We start from the raw sequence: 16,715 nt of genomic DNA, 5'->3' as shown, positions 1-16,715 counted from the left end.
TTAGACAACTAACAGATTTTATTGAGACAAAAATGTCTCACTTTAAAAGAAACGGCCCTTATAGGGAGGGCCGCCCAATTAAATATTATTTTTCAGGAACTTTAAGAGACCCATCAAGGATTTTAGCTTTGGCATCTTCGACAGCTTTTTTAGCATCTGCAGAAAGGTTGTCAGTTGTCAAATCAACACCACCATCTTTCAAGCTATAAGTAATCACTTTACCACCAGGGAATTTACCATCAGCAGCTTTCTTAGCCAAGTCTTTTACTGATTCTCCGACTTTCTTCAAGCTTGAAGCCAAGACAAAGTTAGATTTTTTACCATCTTTAGAAGTGTATTCACCTTCAGCTTTTTGGTCGCGGTCAACACCAAGAACCCAAACTTTTTCGTCTTCATTTTTCTTTTCGTTCAAGTCTTTTGCTTCAGAGAAGACACCAGCACCAGTACCACCAGCTACTTGGTAGATAACGTCTGCACCTGCAGCATATTGTGCAGCAGCAATTGTTTTACCTTTCGCAGAGTCACCGAATGAACCAGCGTAGTCTACTTGAACTTTGATAGATGGGTCAACAGATTTAACACCAGCTTCAAATCCAGCGCGGAAACGAGTGATAACTTCACTTTCCATACCACCTACAAAACCAACTTGTTTAGTTTTTGTAGTTTTCGCAGCAGCGATACCAGCAAGGTAACCAGCTTCGTTATCGGCATAAACAGCAGATGCTACGTTCTTTTGTCCTTCAATACGGTCATCGATGATGACATAGTTCACATCTTGGTTGTCTTTTGCAGCTTTTTTAACAGAGTCGCTCAAGGCAAAACCAACACCAAAGATCAATTTGTAGTCGTTAGAAACAGCTTCATCAAGGTTTGTCGCATATTGAGATTCATCTGTTGATTGGAAGTAGTCAAATCCGTTCCCTTTAGAAAGACCGTTTTCTTTACCCCAAGCTTGCAAACCTTCCCAAGCAGATTGGTTGAATGATTTGTCATCCACACCACCAGTATCGGTAATGATAGCAGCTTTCAAATCTGTTTTAGATTCTGAGTTTGCGCTATCTTTTTTAGACGCACGATTTCCACATGCTGCAAGTCCGATAGCAGCGACAGTTACTAGACCAAGGCCTAGCCATTGTTTCTTGTTCATTACTGAACCTCCTAAATTATTGTGCAACATTGTTGCGAAGTATTGAAAGGGTCAAAAGACCGCCTCACAGACCTATTAAGTCAGGTCTGTAAAGGAATATGGAAGTAATTCCTTGACCGTCATCACGACCGTCGATTTATCTTTAGATACTAAGGTTACAGGAAGGTCTGGCTCAAAAAATTCAGCCATGACCTGGCGACAAGCACCACATGGAGAGATGGGCTTTTCTGTTTGCCCGTAGATAATGAGCTCTTGAAACTCACGAGCTCCTTCAGAAACAGCTTTAAAAATGGCTGTCCGTTCTCCACAGTTGGTCAAACCAAAACTGGCATTTTCGATATTGACACCTGTATAGATTTCTCCATCCTTCGTTAGCAGTACAGCTCCAATTGGGAAATGAGAGTAAGGCACATAGGCTTGTTGACTCACTTCAACTGCTAAGTCAATCAACTCAGTAGTCGCCATGAGCCACCTTTCCTTCCATGATGGCTACACCAGAAGAAGTCCCGATACGGGTCGCACCAGCTTCGATAAAAGCAAGAGCATCTTCATAAGAGCGAGCACCACCAGAAGCTTTAACACCCATGTCGGGTCCAACAGTTTGACGCATTAAGGCCACATCTTCTACCGTTGCTCCTCCAGTTGAGAAGCCAGTTGAAGTCTTCACAAAGTCAGCTCCAGCTGACTTTGCAATCTGACAAGCGACGATCTTTTCATCGTCTGTTAAGAGACACGTCTCAATGATGACTTTGACCAGCTTATCACCGCTTGCTTCGACAACAGCTTGGATATCTTCTTCAACTAGTGCTAAATTCTTAGACTTCAAAGCACCGATATTAATGACCATGTCAATTTCATCGGCACCATTTTGAATAGCATTTTTTGTTTCACACGCTTTGACAAAAGGGGTATTTGCTCCCAAAGGAAAACCAATGACGGTACAAACTTTTACATCTGAATCGCGCAAGCCCTCAGCCGCAAAATTCACCCATGTTGGGTTCACACAGACACTGGCAAAATCATATGCCTTAGCTTCTTCGATCAATTTTTCGATCTGTTCTTGTTGCGCATCTGGTTTTAAAAGAGTGTGATCAATATATTTATTTAACTTCATACAATCTCCTGAGCTACTTAAGATATTATTTCAATAATTTCTTTAACGCTTTCAGCCCCTTCTAGTATTTTAACATTTTTTTTGAATTCTGTAACGCTTTCTTGTGAATTTTTTTCATTCACGAAAATACGAGCAATGCGTTCCCCTTTTTTAACGTGCTCTCCCACTTTTTTGTCAAATACAATCCCTGTTTCATAATCAAGCGGATCCGATTTGACAGCACGGCCAGCACCAAGTCGCATGGCTAACAGGCCAAATTCCATGGCAGGTAAAGCTGCAATGACGCCATCTTGATCTGCTGTTACTTCAAGGACCTGATCTACCTTGACGGGACGATGCAAATCCTCTAAGTCTCCACCTTGTGCCACGACCATTTCTTCAAACTTGGCTAAGGCTTGTCCATTGCTCAAGTGTTCATGAATGGCTTCAATCGATTGATCTACATTGGCCAATTTCAACATGATTTGTGCTAATTCACAAATAAACTCTGTGACATCAGCACGCCCCTGTCCTTTTAGAATATCCAGGGCTTCCAAAATCTCTAAACGATTGCCAATACTGGTTCCCAAAGGTTGGCTCATATCTGTAATGACAGCGATTGTCTTGCGCCCTACGGCATTACCGAGATCCACCATGGTACGAGCTAGTTCACGCGCCTCTTCAATGGTCTTCATAAAGGCCCCTTCTCCAACGGTGACATCGAGAAGAATGGCATCAGCACCAGCTGCAATTTTCTTACTCATGACGGAGCTAGCAATCAAAGGAATGGTGTCCACTGTCGCTGTCACATCACGCAGAGCATACAAGAGTTTGTCTGCTTTTACGAGTTGGTCGGATTGACCAATGACCGATAAGCCGATCTCCTGCACCTGCTGGATAAATTCCTCTTGGTTCCGTTCAATCTGGAAACCTTTAATGGATTCCAACTTATCGATGGTCCCACCTGTGTGGCCTAAGCCACGACCACTCATTTTTGCAACCGGCACTCCGAAACTTGCAACCAAAGGCACCAAGACCAAGGTTACCTTGTCTCCTACACCACCAGTCGAGTGTTTGTCCACCTTGATTCCTGGAATAGCTGACAGATCAAACTGTTGCCCCGTTTGGACCATCTTCATGGTCATATGAGAGATTTCTTCCGTCGTCATCCCTTTAAAATAAACAGCCATAGCAAAAGCGGACATTTGGTAATCTGGAACCGTTCCAGCAACATAGCCCTCAATCAGCCATTCAATTTCTTCCTTGTTTAAGGCAAGACCATCTCTTTTTTTCTGAATGATATCTACTGCTCTCATGATTCTTTCTCACTTCTTAAAATATAATAGCCTTTGTCTTTTTTTACGATTTCACAATTGCCAAACGTCTCTTCCATCTTGGCCTTAGCGCTCGGAGCCCCTTGTTTTTTCTGAATGACAATGGTCAAGTCTCCACCTGGTTTCAAATGTTCAAAACTACCGGTGATCACTTGGTGGACCACTTTCTTACCAGCTCGGATCGGCGGATTACTGATTACATGGTCAAAGACCCCTTCGACTGCTTCATAGACATCCGAAGAAAAGATCTGAACTTCCACGCCGTTTCGGCTAGCATTTTTCTTAGCCAAGTCTAGTGCCCTCTCATTGACATCGACCATGGTCACTGCGACTCCCTGGGCTTTAGCTAGAGAGAGGCCAATTGGACCATAGCCACAGCCAACATCGAGGACACTTTCCCCTTCTTGAAAATCCAGGGTTGATAAGAGCACCTGGCTTCCATAGTCAATCATTTTTTTACTAAAGACGCCGGCGTCCGTATAAAAATTCATCTTTTGTCCCAATAAAACAACAGCCAGATCATGAATATCATGGGCTGCATCTGGGTTTACATCGAAATACATTTTACTCATAAGGTTATTTTATCATAATTCACTCCTTTTTTAAATCGTTTACATGACCTCTAAAAATTGGTATACTAAAGACTACAATAGGAGTGACATATGGACAAAGAATTTCTACATTTTGAAAAAATTAATCGGGAAACCTGGCAAAATTTGCACCGCAAAACCACCCCACCACTCTCTCAAACAGAGCTCAATTCTATTAAAAGTTTTAACGACCGCATCAACCTCCAAGATGTACGTGACGTCTACCTGCCTTTGACAAACCTGATTGGAATCTACAAGCGTTCCAAAGAAGATTTGGCCTTCTCAAAAGGTATTTTTCTTCAAAAAACGAGTGAACGCCAACCCTTTATCATTGGAGTTTCAGGGAGCGTTGCGGTTGGAAAATCTACCACTAGCCGTCTACTTCAAATCCTGCTGTCGCGAACCTTCGAAGGCTCTACAGTAGAATTGGTGACAACAGATGGCTTCCTCTATCCAAATGCTATCTTAAAAGAAGAAGAGATCCTCAATCGAAAAGGATTTCCGGAAAGCTATGATATGGAATTGCTCCTTGATTTTCTCAATCAAATTAAAAACAACAAGAGCGTAGAAATCCCTGTCTATTCCCACGAAATATACGATATTGTTCCAGATGAGAAGCAAACCATTTTACCAGCTGATTTTGTCATTGTAGAAGGGATCAATGTCTTTCAAAATCCGCAAAATGACAGTCTCTATATGACCGATTTCTTTGATTTTTCAATCTATGTGGATGCCGCAGTAGACGATATCGAATCTTGGTATCTCGATCGTTTCCAAAAACTCCTTGCATTAGCTCAAAATGATCCTAATAACTACTACTATCGATTTACAGAGCAACCCCTAGAAGAAGTTTTAAGCATGGCCCATCAGGTCTGGGAATCCATTAATTTAGTCAACTTGCAACATTACATACAACCAACCAGAAACCGAGCTGATCTGATTCTCCATAAGGCAACCAACCATGAAATCGATGAAATTTATCTCAAACGCTAGAGAAAATGGCCTTTTAACGGTACTTTTTTAAGGAAAAGCTATTTTAGGCTTGTCAAATCTTAACTTTTCATATATAATGAGATAGTTAGATTATCAATGGAGGTGAATAACTTGGCAAACATTAAATCAGCTATCAAACGCGCTGAATTGAACGTTAAACAAAACGAAAAAAACTCAGCTCAAAAATCAGCTATGCGTACTGCAATCAAAGCTTTTGAAGCAAACCCATCTGAAGAACTTTACCGCGCTGCTAGCTCAGCTATCGATAAAGCAGAAACTAAAGGTTTGATCCACAAGAACAAAGCTAGCCGTGATAAAGCACGTCTTGCAGCGAAACTTGGTTAATCAAGAACAGCATAAAAATCAAGCTCTCCGGAGCTTTTTTTGTGCCTAATTTTTTGAGAGGTGCTTATGAAAATTGTTATTATTGGCTATTCTGGATCTGGAAAATCTACTTTGGCTGAAAACTTAGCCCGCCACTACTCCATTCCCAAGCTCCATATGGACACCCTTCAATTTCAACCCGGTTGGATAGACAGTGACCGGGATTGGATGGAAGGTGAGATGAGACAGTTTCTCAGCGATCATAAAGACTGGGTCATTGATGGCAATTACTCTTGGTGCTGCTATGAGGAAAGAATGGAGCAAGCCGACCAGATTATCTTTCTCAACTTCTCTCGTTGGAACTGCCTCTTTAGAGGCTGGAAACGATACCGCCGTTATAAAGGCCGCGTCCGTGAGAGTATGGCGGCAGGTTGCCCCGAACGCTTTGACTGGGAATTCATCCGTTGGATCCTTTGGAACGGTCGCCAAGACAAACAGGTTACACGCTATCAAACCGTCAACCAAACCTATCCAGACAAATTTGTCTCTCTCAAGAACCAAAAAGAGCTGGATGCGTTTCTAAAAAACATACAATAAAAAAGGTTGGGATTGAAATCCCAGCCTTTTCTTATTTATCAACGTAGTCTCCGCCAGTAAAGCCATAGTATTCTTCCAGACTCAAGCCTGAGTCCGCAATATCTTGTGCTTCTTTTCCGATATAGCGGAGATGCCAGCTTTCTGGCATGTAGCCTGTTACTTTTTCTTTTCCTTCTTGGTAACGAACCACAAAGCCATATTTAGCAGCATTCTTGAGCAACCACTTACTTGGTCCAGGTTCGGTTACCAAATTACCACTGGTATCGATCAAATCAAAGGTCAAACCAGTTTGGTGTTCACTATAACCTGGTCTTGCGGAATAACGATCTGCGGCTTCCTGACCATCTTGATTGACATAGTTTTGATAGAGTTCAACTTGGGTATCGTAGCTACGAAAACCACTATATTGGTCACTGATCGGATAACCCTCTGCCTGCATGGCTGCAATCAATTCATGAAGGGCCGAAACAGCTTCAGGATCTTCACCTGGGTTAAAGTCCGGCGCCAAAGGATAATGTTTGTTGGCGATCATCACCTCACCATATTTCCCTTTAACACTATAGTAAGAACCATTGTAGCTGACACCAGAGTCCACTTTCACATCTGACTTACCAGCTTTTGACGACTCTTCTTTGCCAGTCTCTTTTGATGGATTCTTTGCTGAAGACATTTCTTTGGAAGACTTGGTTTGCGTTTGTTTGGTTTCTTCTTTTGCAGAAGATTTAGAACTAGTGGATTGAGATTGGGAGCAAGCTGTCAGGGTTAACAAGGCAACTGTCACCAAGGTTAATTTGGAAAATCTTGCTTTCATGGGAATCTCCTATGATTCTTTTGTTACGACAATATCCGTAATCACATAACTTGCACCTACTTTTTTCAAAGTATAAGTTTTGTACTTGCGGTTTTGTGAATCTGGATGACTATCTGTATAATGCACGGTAAAATCTTCATAAGTCTTAATCGTCACCACACCATTTTCTTCAGTGACACTTTGAATGTCCAAAGCTCCGGGAGTATAGTAGTCAATTTTAGCCTTTCGAACACCATCACCCGTTGTGAATTCTACCATGTCTTTGTAGGCTTGACTTTGTGTGTCATAGTATTTAGAGTAAGTGTTATTTCGATTTGAAACTGAGCTAAAGACAGCGTCGCGATACTCTTTCAAGAATTCTTCTGCCAGGGTCCGATTTTGTTCTTCTTTGGCTGCTTGCGCTTTCTTAGCATCTTGAGCACTCTTGATGCGTTTTAAAGTATCTTTGGCTAGTTTGAGTTCGATCGGATCGTTTTCACCCTCTTCAATCGTCACCTTAGCCTTTTCGGTTGTGTAGGTTTCCCCATTCATGTTGAAGACGGCATGTACTTCAATTTCTTGATAAGGGATGCTATCTACTTCAAAGGTTGTGCTGGTTCCGACTTCTTTGCCGTTAACCACAACCTTTACATCTGTTGGGTTTTCAACTTCATCTGGGAACTCAACTTCTAAATTGCGTTTTTCAGAATTCAACTGCAATTCTAAATTATTCTTGGTTGCTTTTTTAGGATTGAGATGGATCTTAGAAGTGACATTTCCGACCTCTGTTTTAGCAGTCAATTCCATTTCTTTTGTATTGTAATGGAAAGAACCAAGGTCTGTAACTGCATCTTTCTTCAAGGTCACGGTTTTATTGGCAGCCACTTTGAGTTTGGCTTGGTCCAAATTGGTCTTGACCTTCACTTGCACTGGATAGCTGGCCACACGGTATTCTTGGAAGATCCCAAATTTCTTGTCCGCTTTTTCCAAACCAAAGATCTTGTTTCCAGATTTATCCGTATAGCTGCCTTCTCCACCATTATCAATGATCTTGTTCAACTCTGTGCCGATATCGACCCCTTGATCTTCCATGCTGGTGATAAAGCTTTCGGCTTCATCCTTTGTCCATTTATCGTTATCGGTTGAAAGCAGATCTGCTGCTTCGCGATAATCCTTGGTGTCCACTGCCTTAATAAATTTATCTGCAGTCACTTCGACACGTGTTGTAGACTGGAAGTAAAAGAAGGATGCCACCAAAGCGATCACAAGGACTGCAATAGCAGAAATAATCCCAATTTTCTTCTTGGAAAGTTTCTTTCCACCCTTCGTTTTAGGGGCCTTTTGTTTTTTCTGAGCTGGACCTGCTTCTGTGACATTTGGACCAGCAAAGACCTGCGTTTGCTCAGCAGCAAGTGGAGTCGTAAACTCTTGAGTCGGCTGTTGAGGGACATATTCCTGTGTTTCTTCTGTTGAATCTGGGGTCGCAAATTCTGCTTCAGGCACAGGTCCTACAAAAAACTCGAAGTTTTGACTTTTAGCCGCGGTAAATTCTTCTGCACTTGGCTTGCGGCCATAGGTTTCTTCAAAATGTTGCAACCAAGCCTGACGAGCTGCTAGAAGTGGATCGACATTCTTCACTTCTTCAACTGGTTCAACCACTGGTTCCTCGACAGGAGCGACTTCCTCAGATTGTGCATTTCCTGCGATAGACTGAATTTGTTTCAAATCAAATCCACAAGCTTTCCCAGCCATAAACTCTTCTGGTGACGGTTTGCGACCGATCACTTTTTCAAATAATTCAACCCATTTCTTTTGCATGGATCTCTTCTCCCTCATTATAAAATAGGGAAAGTGGGTTCCCCCACCTTCCGTTTTGTGATATTGTTAGAATCCAAAGTTAGAGAAATTTGGAGCACTTGGAATAAATCCTACGGCTACTTGTTCTAAAATACGAGCATTCACATAAAGAACAAAGATGGCAATGAGAAGCAAGACAAAAGATGATGCTACAAGAAGCAAGAATTTGTCTGCTTTAAAGCTTGTCTTGTTCAATCCTTGATGAACCACATAGCATGTTCCAACAAAGAACAAGAAGAAAATTAGGAAGTTTACAAAGCCATAAAATTCATAAACTTTTACAAGACCTACTAAGAAAGCGAGAAGGGCAAGTGGCAAAGTGTAAACAGACAAACGTCCAAATTCTTCAAATGAACGACCGTAACTGTATTCCTTATCTTGAAGAAGCACACGGCGAACAAAGAATCCTGCTACTTGGAAAGCGTAAATGCTAAAGAAGAGGGAAATCAATGTCAACATAAAGGCACGGAAATCCATTCCATAACCACCTGTAAATCCACTAGCTGTGAAGAAGGTCCCCAAGGTCAAGACAAAGGCAGTCAAGACATACTGTAAAATTCCGTTAAGAGCTTTTGGATTTTCTACAGCCGTTGGACGTTTCAAAGCTGAAAGGAACCAATTCCAATAACCACCAACGGCAACACCAAATTGACTTGGTTGGGCAGGATAAGCTTGTCCTGGTTGGCCTTGGAAAGGAGCTTGTTGATAAGCTGCTTGAGTAGGTTGTTGGTAAGCTTGTTGTGGAGCTTGTTGGAAAGCAGGACCATTCCCTGGAGCAGGCTGAGGTGCAGGCTCTTGGACTGGAGCTGCGACAAATTCTGGGGCTTCTGGAGCTGCAACTGGTTCTTCTGTAGGTGCAGTTGGCGCTGCGACAAATTCTGGGGCTTGTGGCGCTGCAACTGGTTCTTCCACAGGTGCAGTTGGTGCTGCGACAAACTCTGGGGCTTGTGGCGCTGCAACTGGTTCTTCCACAGGTGCAGTTGGTGCTACGACAAACTCTGGGGCTTGTGGCGCTGCAACTGGTTCTTCCACAGGTGCAGTTGGTGCTGCGACAAACTCTGGAGCTTGTGATGCTTCTGGAACCACTACTTCTTCTTGAAATTCTCCAGCAGCAAGTGCTTGAGCAATTTCTTCTGCACTAGCAGAACGACCGTTTACGGCTTCAAAATAATCCAGCCAATCTTGTTTTAACATATTTAATCTCCTTAACTATTGTTCATACTAGGGTATTATACAAAATTTCTGAACCATTTTCAATGAAAGACTGGAAAATCCCTGTAATATCTTTTGAAAAACATACAAATTCTACTCATTTTTAGAAATTAGTAAAGAAAACGACCTCTTTTCAGAGGTCGTAGAATGTAGACAAACTATTTTAAAGTAAAATAAGTTAAGCTATTCTTCAAAGAAATAAAAATGAGTTCCAATTTTAAAATCGATTCAAAAAAATACCAAAACTTTCCGCTGTGAGTAAAGTGCCTGAAACAATAACGTTTCAGGCACTCGGAATTATTGAGACCTTAGGCTCAATAATTAGTCTTGGAACTTCGAAGAAGTTCGCAGACGTCCGTACTCACCTAAGGAAAGTTTTTAATTTGATTTTATCTTCAATCTGAGACCTCTTTTCAGAGGTCTTTTTTTAGGATTCAAATGCATCCATGCCACCTTGGACGTTGGTCACATCATAACCTTGCTCTTCCAAAAATTGGCAAGCGCGTGCTGAGCGTCGACCAGACTTGCAGATGACATAATAGGACTGATCTTTATCCAGCTCAGTATAGCGATCTAGTAATTCTGACAAGGGAAGCAAGGTCACCCCATCTAGATGAAGGGCATCGTATTCCTCCTGCTCGCGAACATCGACAACTTGGATTTCTCCTGCTTGGTACTTTGCTAAAAAGTCATTAAATGGAATTTCTTTCATATTTTCTCCTTTTTCATGCCACTATGGCAAGGTTAGTATTTCATATTTAAAATCAATAGCTTCTATAAAGCGGAATAGGTCTTGTGTCTTGATAAAGATGGTTTTTTCATTGGTATTTGGATGGAAGGTCATGATCTCCTCTGACACAATGTCTTTATCGAAATAGACTCGAATATCTTTTTCTTCATTGTTTAATAAACCAAAGGGAGATACTGTCCCAGCTGGTAATTGCATTTTTTCTGCTAGGGATTCTGCTGAAGCCATGCGGATCCGGTTGGCTTCCACTTGCTCTTTGAAATCATCCATATCCAATGTTTTCTTGTCGTCCATGATGAGAAGATAGAATTGGGTTTTCTTCTTGTTGGTCAAAAACATGGACTTGGTCCGGACACCTTCTAAGCCTTCAATGTAAGAATCGGCCTGCTCAGTCGTGAATGCAGGTGGGTGCTCCACTACTTCAAATTCGATCCCAAGTTCTTCTAATTTGTCTTTAACTTGTTGGTATGCCTCCATCCCCGATCTCCTTTATCTTCGAATGATCTCTTGTACCAATGATTGCAATTCTGGCACCACCTCTGCCTCAAACCAAGGATTCTTTGCCATCCAAATCTGATTGCGAGGGGAAGGGTGAACAAGTGGAAAATAGGTTGGTAAATAGTTCTTAAAATGCTGAACCCGTTCGGTTACCTTGCCACTCACCTTTTCATGAAGGTAGTAAGCTTGGGCATATTGTCCAATCAAGAGGGTCAACTCAATATCCGGACACTCCTTGAGAAGTTGAGGATGCCACTTTTCCGCAAAACCTTTGCGAGGGGGAAGGTCACCAGATTTTCCATGCCCTGGGAAATAAAAGTCCATGGGAATAACTGCGAACAAACCAGAATTGTAAAAGGTGTCTTCGTCAACTCCTAACCATTCGCGCAGGCGGTCACCACTCTTATCCTTCCAATAAATATCAGCTTCCTCCGTCTTCATCCCTGGAGCTTGTCCGATAATATTGATACGAGCAGTTTTTGGAGCTGCAAAGAGTGGCTCAATCCCTCTATCCGTATAAGCTTTATTTTGAGGGTCTGCCATAATGGCTTGTTTAATAGTTTCAATCCTTGACATACGAACTCCTTCTATGGAAAAACTCAGCCAGAAGACCTGGCCGAGTAGTGGATTATTTGATTAATTCGTAGATGGCTTCTGCGTAAATAGCTGCTGCACGATAGAGATCTTCAACATCTGCGAATTCATTAGCTTGGTGCATGGTATTGACATAATCTGGGAACATAGCTCCAAAGGCAACACCACGTTTCAAGAGGCGACCAAAGGTACCACCACCGATCACTTGTTCGTGTCCTTTGAGACCAGTTTGTTTTTCATAAACACGCAAGAGAGTGGATACCAACTCATCATCCATCGGAACATAGTGAGGGGTGTGACCATGGGCTGACAAACTCACTGTAGCCACTCCATCGATCTTTTCAAGGATGGCCTTGATGGTTTCAGGATCTGTACCTTGAGGGTAACGGATATTGAGGGCAATAGTGTTGTCTGCTTGGCTTTCATCAAAATGGAAGACACCTGCATTCATGCTCAATGGTCCCATTTTGGCATCTGTATGGGCAATTCCTAATTTTTCACCTGCAAAATCTTCGTGAAGAAGTGAAGCTGTCACATGAAGGTAAGCCTTAGCAGCACCACCAAAATCAAATTGGTTCAACAAGAGAGCCAAGTAGGTCGCACCATTAATTCCATCTTCAGGAGTTGATCCATGAGCAGATTTCCCGACAATCGTAACGGTATAGGTTTCTTCATCAACAGTTGAGATTTCATACTTGAGTTGGTGTTCCTTGGCAAAGGCATCTAAGAGGCCAGCAAGATCTGGTAGTTGTCCAGAAACGACTGCAGTCGCTGACTCTGGTACCATGTTTTCACGAAGGCCACCTGTAAAGCTATGAAGATGGGCACTTCCTGTGTTGTCATTTCCAAAATGAAGGTACTCAGTGATGTTTCCTTTTTCCCCATTGATGATTGGGAATTCCGCATCTGGTGAGAAGCCAAAATCTGGCTCAGGAAGTCCGACATGTTTGAAATAGTAATCCATGTCTCCCCATCCTGATTCTTCATCCGTACCGACAACAAAGCGCACGCGCTTAGAAACAGGGAGTCCTAGGTCTTTAATGATCTTCAAACCATAGTAGCAGGCCATTGTAGGCCCTTTATCATCAGACGAACCACGCGCATAGAGCTTGCCATCGATAATTTCTGGTTTGTAGGGATCCGTCTTCCAGCCACTACCTGCAGGCACGACGTCCATATGGGCAAAGATCCCAAGCTCTTCTTCTCCTTCACCAAAAGTAAAATGACCGGCATAATTGTCGACATTCTTGGTTTCATAGCCATCACGTTTGGCAATTTCCAAGAATTTTTCAAGAGCTTTTACAGGACCAGGTCCAAAAGGATGCCCTGCATCTGCCTTGCTGTCATCGCGTTCAGAATTGATTTCCAAGAGGCTGTATAAGTCAGCCATCATCTCATCGCGACGTTTTTCTACTTCTGCTTTAAAGTCAACTGTTGTCATGAATTCCTCCTCAATCTTCTATTTGCTAATTGGCTTAGCGTTTGTCAATGATTTCGTCCACTGGTAAGCGATAGCTTGGCTCTACTTTTTCAGCCGCATAGCCAACCGTAATCAAGACTTCCGGACGGAAACGCTCTTCGATGTCCAATACTTCATTGATTTTTGATTTATCAAATCCCAAGATAATATTGGTTCCAATGCCTTGGTCCGTCAAAGCAAGTACCAAGTTCATGGCCACAAGACCAGCATTCAAAGCCAAGTAATCACTTGTTTGTTGGGCATCATAGCGTGCAAATTCAGCAGGAAGATTTTGCATAAAGTATTGCAACTGCTCGTCTGTGAAGTTTTTCACCCCACCGACACGTGCAATCTTACGAGCACGTTTTTGCAAATCAGTATCTGTAAAGAGGGCGATGGTCACAGGTGCTTCCATGACTTGATCGTAGTTTGCACCATAGGCTAATTTTGCCAATTCCGCGTTTTTTTGACGAACGACCACAAATTTCCAAGGCTGGCTATTGTGGGCACTAGGGGCCAAGGTTGCGATTTCAATGGCAGTCCGTACATCCTTTGGATCGACCGGTTGGTCAGTGAAATGCTTGATCGCATGGCGTTTTTTATTGAGCTCTAGAAATTTCATAAGCTTCTTCCTTTTCTATTTCTGTTACCTCTATTTTAACACAAAATGAAAGAGCTTGCAGGGTTTTACAGCCTAAGATTGTGAAAAAAGAAGCAGACATTTTGAAGATCCGCTTCTTTGTTATAGGTTGAATACATAAGAGACCCATCTATGATTCATTAGAAAGATTGAAATAGGCAGCTACTTCCTTGGCATAGTTGTATTTCTCATTTAAGCTAGCTAGCAACTCACTATTATGGCCCCGATAGTTATCCTCGCGTCTCAATTCTTCGTACATCTCAATAAAGGGGAGGCCCTTGTCCTTGGCATCTTGGAGCTCTGCTTCATAGTCATAGGCCACCTTACGAAATTGCAGGTTGGTCACCCCATCTGCTTCGACATCGATTAGCGCATACTGAGCTCTGTGGTTTTGAATTGGTTCCCAGTCAAAATAAGGCATGCCAATAGTCCCCGGATTGAGGATCTGCTGACCCTGGCTGCCATAGCGAAGCAACTGCTTGTGGACATGACCGTAGATCGCCAGATCCGTCTGGTCATCCAGCAATTGGTCAAAGTTCTCCGTCGCATTAGCTGGACGCAAATCCCCACCATAATTCTTTTCTGGCAAATTGTGGGTCAGTGAAAAGCGAATGCCATTGACCTCCTTCTTCTCTACCAATGGAAGGGATCGAAGCCAATCAATTCGCTTAGGATCCAGTCCTTCCATAAGGTACTGAGTGAGGCGAAGGAGTTGGATCTCCTGCGGATCCTCAAGTCCGTACTCGCCATCCAAGGCTTCTAAGAGACAATCGTCCCAATTTCCCCGAACAGCCGCTGTGATCGGAATCGCATCCAGCAATTCAAAAAGGTCCTCTCTTCCAGGCCCCGGTAGCAAAATATCTCCCAAAAGCCAGTATTCCGTTGCGCCTAGAGCACGCGCATCCGCAATCACTGCCTCCAGGGCTGTCGTATCTCCGTGGATATCAGATAAAATAGCGATTCGATGGTTCATTTTAAACTCCTTATGATTGGTATGATTCAGAATCCTCCGCAACTTCCATCAAGAGACTTGCTTCTTCTTGCTTTCCTTGATGGAGCTTAGCTTGCACCGCTTCAGCCACTGCTCGTGGGATGCCAACTGTGACGATCTCATCTACAGTAGCTTCTTTGATTTTGGTCAGTGACTTGAAGTGTTTCATCAGCAACTGCTTGCGTTTTGGTCCCAAGCCTTCGATCCCATCCAGCTGGGAGGAGAAGGAATTCTTAGACCGAAGCTGGCGGTGGAAGGTGATGGCGAAACGGTGGACCTCATCCTGGATCCGTTGCAGGAGGAAAAATTCCTGCGAGGTTCGAGAAAGTTCGATGACTTGGAGAGGATCACCGAAGAGCAATTCATGGGTTTGGTGCTTGTCATTCTTTTGCAGGCCTGCGATGGGAATGTCCAGCCCCAACTCTTCTTGGATGACTTGCTTAGCGACATTAACCTGGCCCTGACCCCCATCGATGACGATTAGATCTGGTGGCGTCAAGCCATCCCGCATGACCCGACTGTAGCGTCTGCGAATGACCTCCCGCATGCTGGCATAGTCATCTGGTCCGACAACGGTCTTGATCTTGTACTTGCGGTAGTCCTTTTTACTTGGCTTCCCATTGACAAAGACCACCATGGCAGAAACGGGACTGGTCCCCATGATGTTGGAGTTGTCAAAGGACTCAATACGCACAGGAGTTGGGATTTGCAGGAGTTTTCCAAGGTTTTCAATAGCACCTTGGGTCTTCTCCATGGATTTTTCAAGGAGATTGAACTTCTGCTCCAGACTGACACGCGCATTTTTAATAGCCAGATTGACCAACTGCTTCTTCTCCCCACGCTGGGGCTTGAGGACCTTGGTATCCACTAGGGCCTTGACCGCTTCCTCATCGATATCCTGAGGGATCAGGATTTCATTGGGGATCAGGTGGGATTTCTCCTGGTAAAACTGCCCCACATAGGTCAAAAAATCCTCGTCCGGATCATTGTAGTAAGGAAAAAGGTTGACGTCGCGCTCGATCAGCTTACCCTGACGGACAAAGAAGACCTGCACACACATCCAGCCTTTGTCCACGTAGTAGCCAAAGACATCCCGGTTCTGCAAATCCTTAGCCATGACCCGCTGTTTGGTCCGCAGGGTCCCGATGGCCTGGATCAGATCGCGGTACTCGGCTGCCCGCTCAAATTCCATGTTTTGCGCAGCGGTATTCATCTTGAGCTTGAGCTCATCGATAATCTTGTCATCCTGCCCCTTGAGGAAGTCAGAAACCTCCTGGGCCATGCCCTTGAAATAGGCCTCGTCCTTGTGGCAGACTGTGTGAGCCATACATTGCCCTAAATGGTAGTAAAAGCAGACCTTGGAAGGCGGATTGGTACACTTTCGGAATGGGAAAATTCGATCCAAGAGTCGCTTGATCTCATTGGCCGCTCCTACATCTGGATAGGGGCCGAAATAGAGACCACCATCCTTTTTGACCTGGCGCGTGATGATGAGGCGCGGATAGCGCTCATTGGTAATCTTGATGAAGGGATAGGACTTGTCATCCTTGAGCATGATATTGTACTTAGGCTTGTTCTCCTTGATGAGGTTGATCTCAAGAAGCAAGGCCTCAATATTGGACTCAGTGACGATAAACTCAAAATCTACAATCTCAGATACCAGCGCTTCCGTCTTAGTATCGTGGCTCCCTCTGAAATAAGAGCGCACCCGATTGCGAAGATTCTTGGCCTTCCCCACATAGATGATGGTACCGTTCTTGTCTTTGTGAATGTAACAGCCCGGACTCGTCGGCAAGAGCTCGAGCTTGGATTTAATCAAGTTATTCATACTCTCTATTATAGCAAAAA

General features: G+C 43.4%; 18 protein-coding genes. 3 read left to right on the top strand and 15 right to left on the bottom strand.

Features of this window, described 5'->3' with window-relative positions:
* Nucleotides 1–85: 85 nt before the first annotated feature.
* The 5 genes from O3626_RS01475 to O3626_RS01455 all read right to left on the bottom strand — a co-directional run bounded on the left by O3626_RS01475 (nucleotide 86) and on the right by O3626_RS01455 (nucleotide 4,146).
* Entirely contained in the window at nucleotides 86–1,147 is a 1,062-nt protein-coding gene (locus O3626_RS01475; RefSeq protein ID WP_371494811.1) for a BMP family protein, read from the bottom strand.
* 75 nt (nucleotides 1,148–1,222) lie between these two features.
* Nucleotides 1,223–1,612, bottom strand: coding sequence for a cytidine deaminase (locus tag O3626_RS01470; RefSeq protein ID WP_003007631.1), 390 nt, complete (start codon nucleotides 1,610–1,612; stop codon nucleotides 1,223–1,225).
* A complete protein-coding gene (gene deoC, locus O3626_RS01465) occupies nucleotides 1,599–2,261 on the bottom strand; it encodes a deoxyribose-phosphate aldolase (protein WP_021153359.1) in 663 nt (220 codons plus the stop codon). The genes O3626_RS01470 and deoC overlap by 14 nt, the downstream gene beginning before the upstream one ends.
* 17 nt (nucleotides 2,262–2,278) lie before the next feature.
* Nucleotides 2,279–3,556: a pyrimidine-nucleoside phosphorylase gene (locus O3626_RS01460; protein ID WP_371494808.1), complete on the bottom strand. Its 1,278-nt coding sequence runs from the start codon at nucleotides 3,554–3,556 to the stop codon at nucleotides 2,279–2,281.
* The gene (locus O3626_RS01455) at nucleotides 3,553–4,146 is read right to left on the bottom strand and encodes a class I SAM-dependent methyltransferase (RefSeq protein WP_070594890.1); all 594 of its coding nucleotides are present in this window, start codon (nucleotides 4,144–4,146) and stop codon (nucleotides 3,553–3,555) included. Before O3626_RS01455 ends, O3626_RS01460 begins: the two co-directional genes overlap by 4 nt.
* A gap of 90 nt (nucleotides 4,147–4,236) precedes the next feature.
* On the opposite strand from O3626_RS01455, the gene coaA reads away from it, so the two are divergent.
* The 3 genes from coaA to O3626_RS01440 all read left to right on the top strand — a co-directional run bounded on the left by coaA (nucleotide 4,237) and on the right by O3626_RS01440 (nucleotide 6,078).
* Nucleotides 4,237–5,157 carry a type I pantothenate kinase gene (coaA, locus tag O3626_RS01450; protein WP_371494805.1) on the top strand — a complete coding sequence of 307 codons (921 nt, stop codon included), beginning with the start codon at nucleotides 4,237–4,239 and terminating at the stop codon, nucleotides 5,155–5,157.
* A gap of 96 nt (nucleotides 5,158–5,253) precedes the next feature.
* The gene (gene rpsT, locus O3626_RS01445; RefSeq protein WP_003007640.1) at nucleotides 5,254–5,502 is read left to right on the top strand and encodes a 30S ribosomal protein S20; all 249 of its coding nucleotides are present in this window, start codon (nucleotides 5,254–5,256) and stop codon (nucleotides 5,500–5,502) included.
* Between the two features lie 66 nt (nucleotides 5,503–5,568).
* Nucleotides 5,569–6,078 (top strand): DNA topology modulation protein, encoded by a 510-nt coding sequence (locus tag O3626_RS01440; RefSeq protein ID WP_371494802.1) that lies wholly within the window; start codon nucleotides 5,569–5,571, stop codon nucleotides 6,076–6,078.
* Between the two features lie 31 nt (nucleotides 6,079–6,109).
* Here the strand turns inward: O3626_RS01440 and ldcB are convergent, their stop codons facing one another.
* The 10 genes from ldcB to uvrC all read right to left on the bottom strand — a co-directional run bounded on the left by ldcB (nucleotide 6,110) and on the right by uvrC (nucleotide 16,695).
* Entirely contained in the window at nucleotides 6,110–6,889 is a 780-nt protein-coding gene (gene ldcB / locus O3626_RS01435; protein WP_371494800.1) for an LD-carboxypeptidase LdcB/DacB, read from the bottom strand.
* Nucleotides 6,890–6,898: 9 nt separating this feature from the next.
* Nucleotides 6,899–8,686 (bottom strand): hypothetical protein, encoded by a 1,788-nt coding sequence (locus tag O3626_RS01430; RefSeq protein ID WP_371494798.1) that lies wholly within the window; start codon nucleotides 8,684–8,686, stop codon nucleotides 6,899–6,901.
* A 66-nt stretch (nucleotides 8,687–8,752) separates the two neighbouring features.
* Nucleotides 8,753–9,919: a DUF6574 domain-containing protein gene (locus O3626_RS01425; RefSeq protein ID WP_371494796.1), complete on the bottom strand. Its 1,167-nt coding sequence runs from the start codon at nucleotides 9,917–9,919 to the stop codon at nucleotides 8,753–8,755.
* Between the two features lie 445 nt (nucleotides 9,920–10,364).
* A complete protein-coding gene (locus tag O3626_RS01420) occupies nucleotides 10,365–10,649 on the bottom strand; it encodes a rhodanese-like domain-containing protein (protein WP_371494794.1) in 285 nt (94 codons plus the stop codon).
* Nucleotides 10,650–10,670: 21 nt separating this feature from the next.
* Nucleotides 10,671–11,162, bottom strand: coding sequence for a prolyl-tRNA synthetase associated domain-containing protein (locus O3626_RS01415; protein WP_371494792.1), 492 nt, complete (start codon nucleotides 11,160–11,162; stop codon nucleotides 10,671–10,673).
* A 12-nt stretch (nucleotides 11,163–11,174) separates the two neighbouring features.
* Nucleotides 11,175–11,759, bottom strand: a complete 585-nt coding sequence (locus tag O3626_RS01410; RefSeq protein WP_371494790.1) for a uracil-DNA glycosylase family protein — start codon at nucleotides 11,757–11,759, stop codon at nucleotides 11,175–11,177.
* A gap of 52 nt (nucleotides 11,760–11,811) precedes the next feature.
* The gene (gene pepV, locus O3626_RS01405; RefSeq protein ID WP_371494788.1) at nucleotides 11,812–13,218 is read right to left on the bottom strand and encodes a dipeptidase PepV; all 1,407 of its coding nucleotides are present in this window, start codon (nucleotides 13,216–13,218) and stop codon (nucleotides 11,812–11,814) included.
* A 34-nt stretch (nucleotides 13,219–13,252) separates the two neighbouring features.
* The gene (locus O3626_RS01400) at nucleotides 13,253–13,858 is read right to left on the bottom strand and encodes a nitroreductase family protein (RefSeq protein WP_003001591.1); all 606 of its coding nucleotides are present in this window, start codon (nucleotides 13,856–13,858) and stop codon (nucleotides 13,253–13,255) included.
* 148 nt (nucleotides 13,859–14,006) lie between these two features.
* Nucleotides 14,007–14,849 carry a metallophosphoesterase gene (locus O3626_RS01395; protein ID WP_070449072.1) on the bottom strand — a complete coding sequence of 281 codons (843 nt, stop codon included), beginning with the start codon at nucleotides 14,847–14,849 and terminating at the stop codon, nucleotides 14,007–14,009.
* Nucleotides 14,850–14,859: 10 nt separating this feature from the next.
* The gene (gene uvrC / locus O3626_RS01390) at nucleotides 14,860–16,695 is read right to left on the bottom strand and encodes an excinuclease ABC subunit UvrC (RefSeq protein WP_023918337.1); all 1,836 of its coding nucleotides are present in this window, start codon (nucleotides 16,693–16,695) and stop codon (nucleotides 14,860–14,862) included.
* Nucleotides 16,696–16,715 lie beyond the last annotated feature (20 nt).

The sequence above is a fragment of the Streptococcus sp. 20925_1_77 genome (assembly GCF_041432125.1).
Lineage (GTDB): Bacteria > Bacillota > Bacilli > Lactobacillales > Streptococcaceae > Streptococcus.
This window is presented reverse-complemented; position numbering and strand designations above follow the sequence as displayed.